This window comes from Desulfobacter latus, assembly GCF_013389365.1.
Classification (GTDB): domain Bacteria; phylum Desulfobacterota; class Desulfobacteria; order Desulfobacterales; family Desulfobacteraceae; genus Desulfobacter; species Desulfobacter latus.
Window position 1 is genome coordinate 18163 of the sequence record NZ_JACADJ010000003.1, and the last position, 15147, is coordinate 33309.

9 protein-coding genes and 1 tRNA gene are annotated in these 15147 nt (G+C 44.8%); 5 read left to right on the forward strand and 5 right to left on the reverse strand.

The annotated features are described in order from the left end of the window. The first annotated feature begins 8 nt into the window (after positions 1-8). From pglZ to HXW94_RS01285, 3 genes are all read left to right on the forward strand, one after another. Complete coding sequence (gene pglZ / locus HXW94_RS01275) at positions 9-2504, forward strand: BREX-1 system phosphatase PglZ type A (RefSeq protein ID WP_218576520.1); 2496 nt, start codon at positions 9-11, stop codon at positions 2502-2504. An 11-nt stretch (positions 2505-2515) separates the two neighbouring features. After that, positions 2516-4567: a BREX system Lon protease-like protein BrxL gene (gene brxL, locus HXW94_RS01280; RefSeq protein ID WP_178365094.1), complete on the forward strand. Its 2052-nt coding sequence runs from the start codon at positions 2516-2518 to the stop codon at positions 4565-4567. Positions 4568-4795: 228 nt separating this feature from the next. Continuing rightward, a tRNA-Asp gene (locus tag HXW94_RS01285) sits at positions 4796-4872 on the forward strand. Between the two features lie 718 nt (positions 4873-5590). Here HXW94_RS01285 and satP read toward each other — a convergent pair. Together satP and HXW94_RS01295 are read right to left on the reverse strand one after the other, a co-directional pair. Then, positions 5591-6154 (reverse strand): acetate uptake transporter, encoded by a 564-nt coding sequence (gene satP, locus HXW94_RS01290; protein WP_178365095.1) that lies wholly within the window; start codon positions 6152-6154, stop codon positions 5591-5593. A gap of 349 nt (positions 6155-6503) precedes the next feature. Then, positions 6504-7931, reverse strand: a complete 1428-nt coding sequence (locus HXW94_RS01295; protein WP_178365096.1) for a sigma-54 interaction domain-containing protein — start codon at positions 7929-7931, stop codon at positions 6504-6506. A 270-nt stretch (positions 7932-8201) separates the two neighbouring features. Here HXW94_RS01295 and HXW94_RS01300 point away from each other — a divergent pair, with 270 nt between their 5' ends. Continuing rightward, positions 8202-8390 (forward strand): hypothetical protein, encoded by a 189-nt coding sequence (locus HXW94_RS01300; RefSeq protein WP_178365097.1) that lies wholly within the window; start codon positions 8202-8204, stop codon positions 8388-8390. A 27-nt stretch (positions 8391-8417) separates the two neighbouring features. Next, positions 8418-8585: a hypothetical protein gene (locus HXW94_RS01305; RefSeq protein WP_178365098.1), complete on the forward strand. Its 168-nt coding sequence runs from the start codon at positions 8418-8420 to the stop codon at positions 8583-8585. Positions 8586-8620: 35 nt separating this feature from the next. Here the strand turns inward: HXW94_RS01305 and HXW94_RS01310 are convergent, their stop codons facing one another. From HXW94_RS01310 to HXW94_RS01320, 3 genes are all read right to left on the reverse strand, one after another. Then, positions 8621-10330, reverse strand: a complete 1710-nt coding sequence (locus tag HXW94_RS01310) for an AAA family ATPase (protein WP_178365099.1) — start codon at positions 10328-10330, stop codon at positions 8621-8623. A gap of 398 nt (positions 10331-10728) precedes the next feature. After that, positions 10729-12726: a methyl-accepting chemotaxis protein gene (locus HXW94_RS01315; RefSeq protein WP_178365100.1), complete on the reverse strand. Its 1998-nt coding sequence runs from the start codon at positions 12724-12726 to the stop codon at positions 10729-10731. Positions 12727-12842: 116 nt separating this feature from the next. Continuing rightward, positions 12843-14933 (reverse strand): hybrid sensor histidine kinase/response regulator, encoded by a 2091-nt coding sequence (locus HXW94_RS01320; RefSeq protein WP_178365101.1) that lies wholly within the window; start codon positions 14931-14933, stop codon positions 12843-12845. Between the last annotated feature and the right edge of the window lie 214 nt (positions 14934-15147).

A 15147-nucleotide genomic window follows, 5' to 3' on the forward strand; every position in this document is an offset into this window, starting at 1 on the left:
GGTCATTGATGACAAAAATAGCAGAGGCACTAAAACCCGTTTTTAAAAAACACCGAATCGTTTTTTGGTACGACGCCAAAAAAGAACTGAGAAGTGACTATGAAAAGCTTGATTTACCTGACATTGAAAAAGTCGAACTGAACAATAACGAGTTCAGGGTCAAGCACAGAATCCTTCGGGAGGAACCGGACAAGAAGTTTCTTCTATATCATGAAGGTGAAGCCCCTGCTGATCTGGACAACTGGTTGCTGGATGTTCAACTGGCGTATGGTGAGTTCAGAACGGATCAGTCTGCAATATGGCTCAATGAGCTTGGACTGGGGATAGAGTTTACAGATGTTGTGAACGAACATGCTGTTTTCTTCAACGCCGCCAAAAGAAGAGAGGGCCTGAAAAAGATACTTGCCTCCGATGATACGCAAAATGCTGTCAGAACAAAAATGCTGGCTGTATGTGCAGCGTCAGATCCCCGGATAGACAATATTCTTGAAAACCTGCTTTCAGAATCAGCCGTTAAAAAGGATGATAAATTCAAACTCATCGAAAACTGCACCCTTGACTCATTTTTGTGGAATCGGTTGGAGATCACTTACGGTTATACGTCCGATTCGCCAGGGATTAAGGATTTCACCATTCAATTGTTCAAGTCCTGCTATGACATGAGCCTGGGTGAAGACTCAAAACTGAATCCCGATGCATTGGTATTCCTTAAACGGTGGAAGGATAGTGTCAGACACCAGAGTGCATTTGAAACATTATCCAAAGAATGCGCGGACATCCTGGCCATCGAAAAGGACCTTCAAAAAAGAGATATCTCATCCCTTGAAGAGATTGATTATTTTGAACTGGTGGATCGAAAGATCATAAGCGATCTGGTTAAGCAGGTGGTTGACCGGACCATTACAGCCGGAAACCGTGAGAGCATGATCCGGCAGAGAAAAATAGGATACTGGTACAAACAATATGAGGATCTGTACCAGGCCATTGATCATGGCGCACGGTTCATCCGGCTTCTGGAAGAAACGGAAATCAACATTGAATCCATGGGTGACGGCCTGAGCAAGTATACCAACTATTGGTATCTGATCGATCAGCTTTACCGTCAATATGTTTTCCATACAAAGAGATCAGGCCAGGTGTCCGTACTCAAGGCCCTGTCAGATAAAATCGAGAATCTGTATTCCAATAATTACCTGCTGACCGTCAACAATGAATGGCAGAAACAGGTGGATCAATGTGAAGCCTGGGGTAAAACCGATATCGTGTTTCAAAGACACTTCTTTCAAAGAAACGTTTCTTCATTCCTCCGGGACAAAAAGAAGGTGTTTGTTATTATATCAGATGCCATGCGGTTTGAGATCGGCGATGAATTGCACAGCCGTATTCGCCAGGAGGATCGGTTTGATGCAGAGATATCCCCGATGCTGACCACACTTCCCAGTTTCACTCAGCTCGGTATGGCTTCTTTATTGCCGAACAAAGAGATAACCTTTTCGGATAATCATTCGACCACCGTATTGGTGGATGGAAAGCGCAGCCAGGGTACGGAAAACAGGTCAAAGATTCTCCAGGATGCAGTAAGTGGTGCAGCCAAGGCCATGAGGGCCGAGGATCTCATGGAGATGAACAAAACAGAATGCCGGGAACTATTCAGGGACCATGATCTGGTCTATGTTTACCACAATCAGATTGATGCGACCGGTGATAAAAAAGAATCCGAGGGCCGGGTTTTTGATGCGGTTGAAGATACCCTTGAAGCTTTGATTAAAATAATTAAGAAACTGGTAGCTGCCAATGCGACCAACCTTTTGGTGACATCTGATCATGGGTTTATCTATCAGGACCGTGTTCTTGAAGACAGTGATTTCCTTGGCGCTGATATTACCGGGATTGATGCACTCCATAAAGACAGGCGTTTCCTGCTGGGTAAAGGGTTGCCACAGAACACCGGTATGAAATCCTTTACCGCAAAAGAAGCAGGCATAGAAGGAGACATGGAGATCCAGATTCCGAAATCCATTAATAGATTACGGTTAAAAGGTTCAGGGTCCAGGTTTGTCCATGGTGGGGCATCGTTACAGGAAGTGGTCATCCCGGTCATTAAAATTCATAAGAAACGGCAAAGTGATATCTCCAAGGTTGGAGTTAATATCCTCAGTGGTTCGACATCCTTTATCACCACCGGTCAATTCTCCGTCACTTTTTATCAGACCCAGCCTGTTACGGATAAAGTTCAAGCAAGGTCTTTGAGAGCGGGAATCTATTCAAAAGACAACGAACTTGTCTCTGACAGCCATAATCTGAACTTTGAATTTGCTTCCGATAATCCAAGGGAAAGGGAACTGAAAATACGGTTTGTCCTGACCAAGAAAGCGGATGATCTCAATGAACAGGAAGTTTATCTGCGTTTGGAAGAACAGGAGTCTGGAACCACCTATTTTAAAGAATATAAATCAGCCCGGTATGTGATACGAAGATCATTTACCAGTGATTTTGATTTTTAGGAAAGATAGTTATGACAGCACTTGATGACAAAATAAATGAGCACTTTTCCGGACTCGTTGTCCGCAAGGACCTGGTTAAAATTGTTAAAGGGAATGCCATTGTTCCTTCCTATGTTCTTGAATTCCTGCTGGGCCAGTATTGTGCGACCGCAGATGAAGAGAGCATCAAAACCGGTATTGAAACCGTCAAAGAGATTTTACGGAAACATTATGTCCATCGGAACGAAGCCGGATTGATCAAGTCTGTTATCAGGGAGAAAGGCCGTCATAAGGTCATTGATAAAGTCAGTGTTGCCCTCAATGACAAGAAAGATGTGTATGAAGCATCTTTCGCCAACCTGGGAGTTAAACAGATCCTGGTTGATGCGGACACGGTGAAAAAACATCCCAAACTCCTGGTGAGCGGTGTCTGGAGCATTGTGGATATGGAGTATGAGCATTTTGAAGACAAATCCGTTTCCCCCTGGATCATTAACAAACTGAAACCCATTCAGCTGTCATCTTTTGATTATGAAAAATATATCGATGCAAGAAGGCAGTTTACCACGGATGAATGGATTGACCTTCTGATCCAGAGCATTGGTTTTAATCCTGAAAAACTGGGCAAACGAAGCAAACTGTTGCAGCTGGTCCGGCTGATCCCGTTCTGTGAACGCAATTACAACCTGATTGAGCTTGGTCCCAAGGGAACTGGAAAGTCGCATATCTTTTCCGACTTCTCACCCCATGGCATCCTGATATCAGGTGGGGAGATTACCGTACCCAAACTATTTGTAAACAACAGTTCAGGTAAAATCGGCCTTGTCGGATACTGGGATACCGTTGCCTTTGATGAATTTGCCGGAAAGGAAAAGAGAATACAGCAGGCGCTTGTGGATATCATGAAAAACTACATGGCGAACAAGTCCTTTTCCCGTGGAGTGGAAACCATCGGCGCTGAAGCATCCATGGTTTTTGTCGGTAACACCAGACACAATCTGCCCTATATGCTCAAGCATACGGATCTTTTTGATGAACTGCCCAAACAGTATTACGATTCAGCATTTCTGGATCGAATCCATTTCTATCTCCCAGGCTGGGAGGTGGACATCATCAGAGGAGAGCTGTTCTCTGAAGGATATGGCTTTGTGGTGGATTACCTGGCTGAGATTTTAAGATTTTTAAGAAACCATGACCATTCAGGTCATTATTCTCAGTATTTTGATCTTGTCAGTGACATCTCCACCAGGGATAAAGACGGTATCAACAAGACCTTTTCCGGTTTAATGAAAATCCTGTATCCCCACCAGGAAGCTACGGAACAGGAGATAGAGGATGTCCTGCAATTTGCCATAGAAGGCCGTAAAAGGGTTAAAGACCAGTTGATGAAAATTGATTCCACCTATGCTGCGGTCAGGTTTGCTTACACAAAAAATGACGACGAAACAACCGTCCATGTAAAGAGCCTTGAGGAGGAAGAATATCCCCAGTATTTTGGTTCTGTTGAAGACCAGGAACCTGAATCGGAAACAGGAGGTCAGGCACCCGAACAGTCTCAGGAGCCAGCTGTCGTTAGTGACAAACCACCCGAACTTAAAAAAAGACAGGTCATTGTAAAAGAGAACCAGCGAGGCGTAACATTTGACAAGCTCTTCAGCGATTATCTCCAGGATGCCGGAAAAATAACGGTGACGGATTCATACATCCGTATTTATTACCAGATCAGAAACTTCATGGAATTTATTGAAACCATAGTAAGAATCAAACCCAAAGACGATGAAGTTGACGTCCATCTGATAACGGTTCAAGATGACTTTAAAGGGCCGCAGCAGATAGACAGCTTTATAAAGATCCAGGAGAACTGTGCCATAGCCGGCGTTCATTTTACATGGGAGTTTGACGAAACCAAAACCCTTCATGCACGCCATATTGTAACCGACCACGGTTGGAAGATTCTATTGGACCGGGGGTTGGATATCTTTCAGCACTATGAAATAAACGATTCGTTTTCCCTGAGTAACCGGCTGCAGCAGTATCGGTCCTGTAAGGCCTTTGAGATCACTTATTTAAAAACGAAAGGCTAATCAAATTAGTTGAGGATAGAAGGGATTTCTATTATTTTATTAGGCCAACCTACAAGTCCTAAAAGAACTGCCTCAATTTACTGACCCATACATGGCCATCACAATTTTTTTTAGTTGACAATGACACAGCCATCCGGTAGAAGATTGTTCCTTAGAATGAGATAACTCAGTGGTAGAGTGTAACCTTTGCAAGGTTCAAGCACTGCATTGTCCACTATAAATAATCACGGGGGTGTAGTTCAGTTGGTTAGAACGCTAGCCTGTCACGCTAGAGGCCGCGAGTTCGAGTCTCGTCACTCCCGCCACAATATGAAAAGGTTTTCAGTGCACTGCTGAAAACCTTTTTTTTTGCTCCCCGGTGTTTATAAGGGGTCAAGGCTGGGCTGTCTAAAAACCCGCTTTTCGGATGATTATTTTTGCCCGCTTTTTGGGTATACCCAAAATCTGTTGAACGACCTCTTCTGAAAGGCATTTCAACAACTCAAAACTCAAAAGGGGGCCAAAAAGTGCGCAAACGAAAATGGCAGATTTAGACACCCCAGGTCAAGGCGTATAGGCAATAGCATTGTCTCCTATGCTAAGGACAAAGGATTTGATACCCTGGTAATGGGCCGGCACCGGAACTGAGCGGGCTTTTTTTATGGGACCTACTTCTAAACAGATCCTCAACCATGCTTCAGAGTCGGCCCTTTGGGTTGTGGCATAGGGCGGCCTTTTTTTGCACCAGCTTTGGGTGATAGTCCGTCAAGCCAAGCTTGGCTGCCCACATTTTTTGGATTTGTTTTTCCATTGCCTCTGCAAAGCCATGACGTATTTGATCCAATTGTTCCAAAGCGTCAGTATCTTCTGCAAGTAGCGGTCTCACTGCAGTCTAAAATATGTGGTAATTGGCTTCTGCTGCGGTTGGCTGATTGAAGAAGGAAAAGTGTTTGCCGCCACCAGTAGGGGCAGATATGGAATCTGCCCCTACCCAATACATGGCCGAAAGAATGATCAAGGTCTAACCATCGAAGATAGTTTTGGTTAGAGTGTGCCTACCGGAAGAATTGTTTTGTGATATTGTTCATTGAGAACTTCGGCCATAGCAAGATAAATAGCGCTCAGTCCGCAGATAATGCCTTCAAAGCCGGCAATTACCCCGATAAGATGTGAACCTGTCCAGTCTTTGATTGCAAGAAGAAAAAATAATACCGTCAGCGATGCAAAAACAAACTGAAGCCCTCTGTTCGATTTTAATGTCCCGAAAAACATGAACAGTGTAAAGATGCCCCACATGAACAGATAGCAGGCCATGAATTTTGCAGGCGTCGGATCTGCCCAGCCGAGTTTGGGCAATAGAATAAGCGCCACCAGAGTCAGCCAGAAGTGGCCATAGGATATGAATGCCGTAACGCCAAACGTATTACCTTTTCTAAATTCAAGAATACCGGCGATAATCTGGGCCAGACCGCCATAAAAAAGTCCCATCGCCAGAATCATGGCACTGATTTCAAAAAAACCGGCATTATGAATATTCAAAAGCACGGTTGTCATTCCAAAGCCCATTAATCCGAGCGGTCCCGGGTTTGCCAATGTTTCGTTTCTCATCTTCATACTCCTCTTTATTAAGTTATTAAAAATTGTAAAATACTTTCATCAGAAATTAGCAAACATTGTGCCATCGTCCTATTTCGGGTTTCGAGTCGGTTTATTGGCAGCCCATATGCCCACGATCATTCGTCACAATACGTCGGATCGTTTTTGAAAGCCCGAAAGACCATATTATAAAGGTTTTGAGGGCTGCCGAATAATTATTTAAAACGCAACGTGCAGACTGAATTACAAATAAATGGCGACTTAATTCTGATGAAAAAAAAGATGGGGAGGGGAGGATTAAAACGGGGAAATACAACATTTGGGGCGAATATGACCCAAAACAGGACTTCTTTGTCTTATTTTAGGGCAGATCTATCCCATAGGCCCCCATTTTGCGATAAAGTGTCTTGCGGGAAATACCCAGTTTTTCAGCGGCTTTTCCTCTGTGCCACCGGGAGAGCTCAAGGGCGGAAAGAATAAATTGTTTCTCAAACCGGGCAACGGCATCGGTCAACGGAAGATCTGTGCCTGAATCCGAAACGGCAATGACTCCTGAGGGGCGGGCCGGTGGAATCTCAGGGAGGGGAATATTCGGGGGCGCAATAGCATCAAGGCCCTGTAAGCCGATGTACCTGCGGAGAACATTTTGAAGTTCCCTGACATTTCCGGGCCAGTGGTAATTGTATAGCGCTTGTATGTCTTTTTCGGGCAAGGCATAAAAGTGAAGGGATGATTTCATCCGGCTTAAAAAATAATCGGCAAGCAGCGCAAGGTCTTCCTTCCGTTCACGAAGGGGCGGGATATCTATGGGTATCACATACAAGCGATAAAAAAAATCACTGCGGAGCCTGCCTTTTTGAACCTCTTCCCATAGATTCCAGGTGCTGGCGGCAACAATCCTGAAATCGGAATAAAGTACCTCGTTACTCCCGACCGGTGAATACCCCCCCCCTTCCATTACCCGCAGGAGCTTAACCTGCAGATTCAGGGAAAGTTTTCCAACGTCATGAAGAAACAGGGTACCGCCCTGTACATGGCAAAGAACGCCTTTTTTGTCATTACAGGCACCGCGAAAGGCGCCTTTGACATGACCAAAGAACTCAATTTCCAGAAGGGATTCAGACGGTGCATCACAATTGACAGAGAGAAACGGTGCGTTTTTTCTTTGGCTGAGATTGTGTATAGTTCTTGCGACCAGTTCCTTTCCTACCCCTGATTCGCCGTGGATAACAACACTGTCGGCAACGGCTGCCGCCCGTGCAATCATATCATAGACCTCCCGCATTTTTCGGCTTTTACCGATGATATTGCAGAACGTGAAGCGCTCACCCATTGAGGACTGAAACAATGAATACTGTTGCTGGAGCTGTTCGGATTCACGCCTTACGGCGTCTTCCTGAATTTTGCCGTGGGTAATATCCTGAAGCGTTGTGACTGCGCCTGTAATGTTGCCTGCATGGTCAAAAACAGGAGCCGCCAGAAAATTTATATATCTTGGCCTTCCGTTAATATTTTCAAAATAGTCTGTTGCCTCCCAGGCATTGGGCACAATGCTGGACTGTGCCGGATTTTTTGTGCCGTATATTTCAAGGAATTTTTCATAATCCTGCTCGACAACCAGATCGGCCAGCACGGGCCGTTTGCTGGAATAAAAAATCTTCCACTGATGGTCTGTGTCGATAATATCTTCAGCGGAAACGCCGCTAAGAACTTCAAAAGCTCTGTTCCAGACCTTTACCTTGTGGTCGTTTCCTATGGCAAACTGAGCTATCGGTGTATATTCCAACATAATAAAATCCGGTCCCGGGTCTTTAGCTGTTCTAAAACCTCTGGGATAAGTTCAACGTAAAATCATCCAAATCATGGTCTTGCCAGGCATTATTTTTGATCAATGACCACCCAAAAAGACCACCCAAAAATCTGTAAGCAAGAATCGAACCTGAAAAAACCAGAATTGGCGTATTATTTTTTTTTCACCCGGGCAGGCGCTGTTATTGACAATAGATAATTTATGAAGTGTAATTTGTAATTCTCATAAGAATTATATATGATGTCCCCCATGATTATTCGTGAAATTACAGAAGAACTGCTTGAATCTGCAAAAGAGTATCCGGTTGTGACGATACTCGGGCCCCGCCAGTCCGGAAAAACATCCCTGGTAAAAATGACCTATCCGGACAAGCCCTATTTTTCAATGAAGATCCGGATATCAGGCTGGCGGCCGAACAAGACCCCAGGGGTTTTTTAAATGATATCCCCGCCGGTGCGATAATTGATGTCATATATCCAGGGAATTGTTGATGAATGCGATGTCAGAACCATCATTAACATCAAAGAGTTAAGCCGGTTTCAAAGATTTCTGATGCTTCTTGCAGGAAGAACAGGCCAGATTATCAATTATACCAGCCTTGGCAACGACATCGGCCTGGCCGGGATTGGTTAAAACGTCAAGTTTGGTCCGACCTGCATCACTTCTAATCAATCCGCCTTAAAATACCGAAATCCTTTATTTCCTGCTACATAGATGACGCAGGCGTTAATGGTAAAATGGGCAAATTTTTTCAGGGCATCATTTTTATACCCCAACACCTGGTTTGTGTCGGCTTCAAGGGGGGCTTCAAGGGATAATATATGGCTGGCCGCTTTTGATGGGGCGTATTTGAACTCAATGATAGTTCTGGTGTTCTTGTACTTGGTGTGGTATTTGCCGGTCATTTCCCAGTCGCTTCTACCTGACGGGTAGTTGACTTCCATGGAAAGGGTAAAATAGCGTGACAGATAACGGGTGCAAAGCTCATAAAATGTGCATCTGATAAAATTTTCATTAATTTTATCCCAGGCCTGGGCCGGGAACTGGCCTAAATAGGTTTCATAAAAACCTGCAAACAGCGTTTCCATATCCTGATTTGCAAGATATTGACGAAAATAGTCAGTGTATCCTTTTGAAACCTCGTAATCGTTGAGTTCGTTATAATAATCAACAAAAATTTCCCTTAAGGTGTTGTTTGGAAGGCACATGGTAAAATCATCCTTGCAGGTGACCATGCCAAGATAAAAAAGAGAGACGGGATAATAATCTTTTTCAAAAAACCGGCGCATATTGAATTTGGAAACAAGCTGCTTGAGGTCATATTCCAGCTGGTTGTCAAAAACCAGGGCATCCATCATGGCGTCGGTGTTTTCCCTTACTGTGGTAAGACGTTCAATCCAGGAGACATCGGTTTTCAGGTTGTCGTCGATAAGTTCTCTTGGGATTTCTCCATCATTGATCACCAGGTGTTTAAAAAAATAGGTCACAATGGCGGAATTATACAGGGTCTCTTCTGCTTCCGGCAGGAAACGGTAACCATCATAGTGGTTGTTCATGATCTCCTGTATTTGAGGTATTTGTTCAGGATCATTGTCCAGGGATTCAAACACCCTGGCAAGATACTGACTTGTTTCCCGGTGGGTAAATCCCATCATGTTTACAAGCTTTTTCTGCAGGGTAACAATTTGTGCAATATTGAACCTGGAAGTCAGGTCATCAATGGTAATCGGCAGCACCCCTGTAATAAATACCTTGCCGATACTTTGCTGTTCAACGCCTGATTTTATGACCTTGAAAAATGACCGTAAAAAAGAATCACCTGACGTCAATGCTTTATAAAGGTCATCGTTGCGGGAGGTGATCAACTGATTGGAGAAGTTGTCGTACTCATCTATGATAATATAGAGGGGTGGAAGGGTATTATTTGTGACCTGTTCAATTATAAACTGCAATTGATCCGCAATGGAGCGATCAGAGATATCAGGGAATTTGCCGAATAAATTTTTATAATAGGATACAAAGGTTTTTATCCGGGCGGACTGGGTAAAATTAAAACTGTCTTCGATACAGACCATATCCGGTTTTACCGAGACTACGCTGAAATTCAGTCGCAGTACCATAAAACTGTTTTTTAACGGCGTTGGATTCTTTCCTATCCAGGTATTGCCAAATAACGCGTCAAATTTATCTTTGCGGTTAATGTCATAGAAACATTCAAGCGTGGAACACCAAAGACTTTTGCCGAATCTGCGTGGTCTTAAGAAGACCGGCACTTTCCATTGCTCAAGCGCTGCGATATACCGGGTTTTATCGACATAGTAATACCCTTGTTCCTGTATTTCTTCATAACTTCCTACGGCATAAGGTATTTTTATCATGGTGTCTGCCTTTTGATTCAGTTTTTAATATGCCTTTGTTATATGCATTACAAACCGTTTTGGCAATTTTGTCCAACATTTCTGAATAACAAATCCTATTGCATCTGGAATACTTTTTATTAACAATGGGTTGTATTATTTTCTTTGGTCCGATCCCATTTTATATTGATTGTATAAGACAAAAATCATATTTATTGTAATTGTATTGATCATATTAAACAAAAGTGGTGACCATGGATCCGGTGACCAGTAAGGAATGAGACCGAAATAACTTAACCCGGGAGCGCAGGCGTCCCGCCTGCATCGTTACTGCGGGCGGGACGCCCGCGCTCCCGGAGATATAAAAAGGGGCAAGTTATTTAAGAGCCTATTGTATGCTCAAGGAAAAATTTCACCCGTTATTCCAATTTAAACCGGTTGACCATTTCGTTCAGACTTTCAGCCAGTTTTGACAGCTCAGACGCACTGTTATTCACATGGATACTTCCGCCCCTGATCTCTTCGGCCGACTGATTGACCCCATGAATATCCTGAGTTACTTCACCTGCAACGGTCGATACCTGATTGACATTCTGGTTGACTTCCTGAACGCCTTCCGCCGCCTGGCTGACATTGGTTGAAATTTCCTGGGTGGTGGCGGACTGCTCTTCAATGGCGGCTGCGACCGATGTGACAATTTTATTGATTTCATTAATAATCGTTACGATTTCCTGGATGGCTGAAACAGATTCCCCGGTAGCGGTCTGAACATTGCCGATTCTGGAATTGATCTCTTTGGTGGCTTCCGCTGTCTGCAGGGCCAGGGCTTTGATCTCTCCTGCAACCACGGCGAACCCTTTTCCGGCTTGTCCCGCCCTTGCCGCTTCTATGGTCGCGTTCAGGGCCAGCAGATTGGTCTGCTCGGATATGTCTGTAATGGTCTCTGTCACTTTGCTGATATCTGCGGCAGCCCGGCCAAGTTCAGAGACCTTTTTGGAAATCTCTTCGGCTTTATGAACCGCCTGTGACGTGGTCTGGTTTCCTGTTGCGATATTCTCGGCAATTTCATTGATGGTGGCGGACATTTCTTCTGCGGCAGCCACGATCATCTGCAGATTGGTTGCGGTCTGCTCGGTTGCTGTGGCCACGCTGTTCATACTGGTGGACATCTCCTCGGCGGCAGCAGATACATTGCCGGCTTTTTCCGATGTCTGCTCAGAGCCTGACGCCATCTGCTGGGAAATGGCGGACAACTCCGTGGAAGAGGAACTCAGCGTGTGGATCCCTTCCGAGATATCCTTGAACATCCGGGTTAAATTTTGGGTCATGTTTTTCATGTTCTCATACACCCCTGTAATTTTTTTCCCGCCCGTGTTGAACCGTACTGTCAGATCCCCTTTGGCAATGCTGTCGGTAATCCTTACAATCTCTGCCGGATCGTGTCCAAGCTGGGCCATCACGCCTCTGACAAAGAAGAGTACCCCGATGACGGTGAGTACCAGAAACAAGCCTGCGGCTGCAAGGACCATATTGCGGATCATATAAACCGATGCCATAAACTCCGCCTCGTTCTGGGTCACGAGAATAGACCACTCAGTGATACCTGCATGGGCGAATCCAGCTATTTTCTTAGTTCCCTTAAACTGGTATTTTTCCACACCGCTTTCTTTGTTCAGCACCCGCTTTGAAACCGTTTCCATCCCCTCAAGAACACCGATATTGACCTTTAAAATCAAATCCTTGTTCGGGTGGGCAATGGCATTGCCGGCGTTATCCACTAAGGTCGGATATCCTGTTTTACCGATTTGGGTCCGGGTTATTTCATCGGACAAGGCGCTCAGCTGAACCACCAGGGCAAAAATCCCGGCAAATTTGTCGGAATCGGTTTTAAGGGGCACGGCAACAACAAAGACAGGGTTCCCAGTAATTTTGGACAGCACGGGAGTGCCGATAGAGATTTTCTCGGACCGGGCTTCTTGAAAATAGTCCCGGTCTGAAAAGGATACTTTCTTTATTCTCGAATTACCATGATCTGTATCGGATATGAGTACACCCTTTGAATCGGTGATAAAAAACATATCATACCCGTTGCCTATTTTTTGAAATTGTAAGAATAAATAGTTATCCAAGGCTGTTAGGGCATCCATCCGCCCCAGCGCTGCATTTGCCATGGCGTCGGTAATAACGGGGGCTGCGGCCATGCTTTGGGCCAGTTTGATTTCCTGTTTCACATAATTGTCTGCCATGGTGGAAAAATTTTGAGCCGCCATCAGGCTTCGATTTTCCGCCAGTTCACGGATGGCCTGGGAAGATTTGACAATGGCGAAAATTCCCACAACAGATAAGGGAATCAGGGCGATAAGGATACCGCTGACAATAAGTTTCCATTTTAAAGTAAGTTTTTTGGCATCCTTCATATCCCCATAAAAGTACTTTACACTTTTTTGGAAAGGGTCTTGAAAACCGGGGTTTGGCTTCAAAAAGTGTAAAGTAGTTATGAAGGATGCCAGTTTTTTCATGATATTTCCTTTATTTAATTTGTTTGCTTTCCAGGCCTCTTGTTCAAGGCGCTATTTACGGCGTTGGATAATTCGCCGGCAATCATGGGTTTCATGATCAGATCACAGATGCCGACGGATCGGCACATCTCTTTTGTCAATCCTTCACTGAAGCCCGTACACAGGACAATGGGGATTTCAGGGCTGATTGCTTTGATCCGGCGGGCGAGTGTAAGGCCGTCCATTTCAGGCATCGTCATATCTGTTAAAACCAGATCATAAAATTTTGGTTTTTTTTCAATCTCTTCCAGCACCTCCCGGCTGCTGGTGGTGCCGGTAACCGAATATCCAAGACTGGTTAAAATCCCTTGACTGCTTTGTACGATGGGCTCCTCATCATCAACGATCAGGATGTTCCCTTCGCCGGATATCATTTTACTTTCCAAAGGTGGTGTGTCCAACCGGCCGCTCTGCGCATGAGCCGGTATGAGCACTTTGAAGGTGGTGCCGATCCCTTCCTCACTATATACGGAAATACCGCCCGCCATTTCTTTAAGTATGCCGAAAACAGTGGGAAGTCCCATACCTGTGCCTTCGCCCCTGTTTTTTGTGGTAAAAAACGGTTCAAATATCCGGTCAATAATGGCTTGTGGAATGCCGCAGCCGGTATCGGAAATCATCAGGCTGTAATACAGTCCCGGTTTGATCTTATTAAATTGCATGGTGTCGGTCCGGTCGATGGCGATCATGTCAAGCACCACCTCAAGCTTCCCGCCCTTGTTTTTCATGGCGTAACCCGCATTGGCAAACAGATTCATCAAAACCTGATGGATTTGGGTCGTATCTCCCATTACCCTGGCACGTTTCACCCTCAGGTCCTGGTGAATCCGGATATTGGACGGCAAGGATGCCCGGATGAATTTCAAGGTCTCCTTGATGATCGGATCAATTAATATTTTTTGCCTTTTGACATCGGATTTTCTGCTGAACGTAAGAATGTGGCTGACAAGATCCCTTGCTCTCAGACCGGATGTAGACACGGAATCCAGATATTTTTTCAGGGTTTCATTATCGCCTGCTTCCATTTTGGCAAGCTGGGTAAATCCCAGAAGCGAGGATAAAATATTGTTGAAATCATGGGCAATCCCTCCGGCCAGTATGCCGATGGCCTCCATCTTCTCTGCCTGCCGCAGCCGCGCCGCCATTTTATACGCCTCGGTTACATCCCTGAAGACCAGCACCACACCTTTGATCTCACCATGATCATTGCGGATGGGGGAACCGGAGTCCGCAATGTGGTATTCAGACCCATCCCGGGCCAGCAGCATGGTGTGGTTGGCAAGGCCGACGACTTTACCTGTTGAAAGCACTTTTTGTACCGGACTTTCAACAGGATCACGGCTCTTTGAATTGACAATGTTAAAAACGGTTTTAAACGGCTGTTCAGCCGCCTCTTTTTCATTCCATCCCGTCAACTGCTGGGCCACAGGGTTCATGATCGTAATCCGTCCGTTAATATCGGTGACAATCACCGCATCGCCAATGGAATTCAAGGTGACACGAAGATTTTCCTCACCTTGTTTCACGGCTTCTTCGGCACGTTTCCGCTTTGTAATATCGACCGTAGAGGAGAGTATGGCCTTTTCATTTTTCCAGTCAATCAAGCAGCTTGAAAATAAAATGTGGTAAGTGTTGCCGTTTTGCACGACATCGATTTCAACATTACTAACAGAACCGTTCTTTTTTATGTCGGCTTCGATTCTTTTTTTTGCCTCAGGATCCACGGTTCTGCCCAACGCTTCCATGGTAGAACCGATAATTTCCTCCAGCGGTTTTTGGGCAGTGTTGCAAAAATAGTCATTGGCCAGAATAATCCGTCCGCTCATGTCATTCAGTGTGCAGGAAAAAGGTAATAAATCAAAAAGCGCCTGGAATCTGGCTTCGCTCTGGACGACGCGCTGCATGCTTTGATCCAGACGGATTATTTTTTCATTTAACCGGCGTTTTAAAAAAAAGGAGATGGCAACCAGTCCCAGGAGCAGCAGTATCAGGAAAATTCCCGCCGCAACCAGGATAACGGCCGTGCTCAATTCGGACGGACTTGAACAGAATATAATATCCTTCATGGTTGGTCATATCCTCATTCCGATGCAAAATTATTGGAGTAAAAATTATATATTTCATGGCGTTAAATGCAGAAAGCATACCAATAAACAGAATGAAAAATATTATTTATAATAATAGGTAGTTATCTAAATAATTTGCAATTATTGATACGGGCAAAAAAACGGATATTCCTGTATTTTAAAATGATGCAATTCCAGTTTTCCGGAATAGAGG

Excerpts from the sequence above, each read along its gene's own strand:
- HXW94_RS01315 (WP_178365100.1), bottom strand. The coding sequence starts at position 12,726 with ATGAAGGATGCCAAAAAACTTACTTTAAAATGGAAACTTATTGTCAGC.
- brxL (WP_178365094.1), top strand. The coding sequence starts at position 2,516 with ATGACAGCACTTGATGACAAAATAAATGAGCACTTTTCCGGACTCGTT.
- HXW94_RS01295 (WP_178365096.1), bottom strand. The coding sequence starts at position 7,931 with ATGTTGGAATATACACCGATAGCTCAGTTTGCCATAGGAAACGACCAC.
- pglZ (WP_218576520.1), top strand. The coding sequence starts at position 9 with ATGACAAAAATAGCAGAGGCACTAAAACCCGTTTTTAAAAAACACCGA.
- HXW94_RS01305 (WP_178365098.1), top strand. The coding sequence starts at position 8,418 with ATGTCATATATCCAGGGAATTGTTGATGAATGCGATGTCAGAACCATC.
- HXW94_RS01310 (WP_178365099.1), bottom strand. The coding sequence starts at position 10,330 with ATGATAAAAATACCTTATGCCGTAGGAAGTTATGAAGAAATACAGGAA.
- satP (WP_178365095.1), bottom strand. The coding sequence starts at position 6,154 with ATGAGAAACGAAACATTGGCAAACCCGGGACCGCTCGGATTAATGGGC.
- HXW94_RS01320 (WP_178365101.1), bottom strand. The coding sequence starts at position 14,933 with ATGAAGGATATTATATTCTGTTCAAGTCCGTCCGAATTGAGCACGGCC.
- HXW94_RS01300 (WP_178365097.1), top strand. The coding sequence starts at position 8,202 with ATGATTATTCGTGAAATTACAGAAGAACTGCTTGAATCTGCAAAAGAG.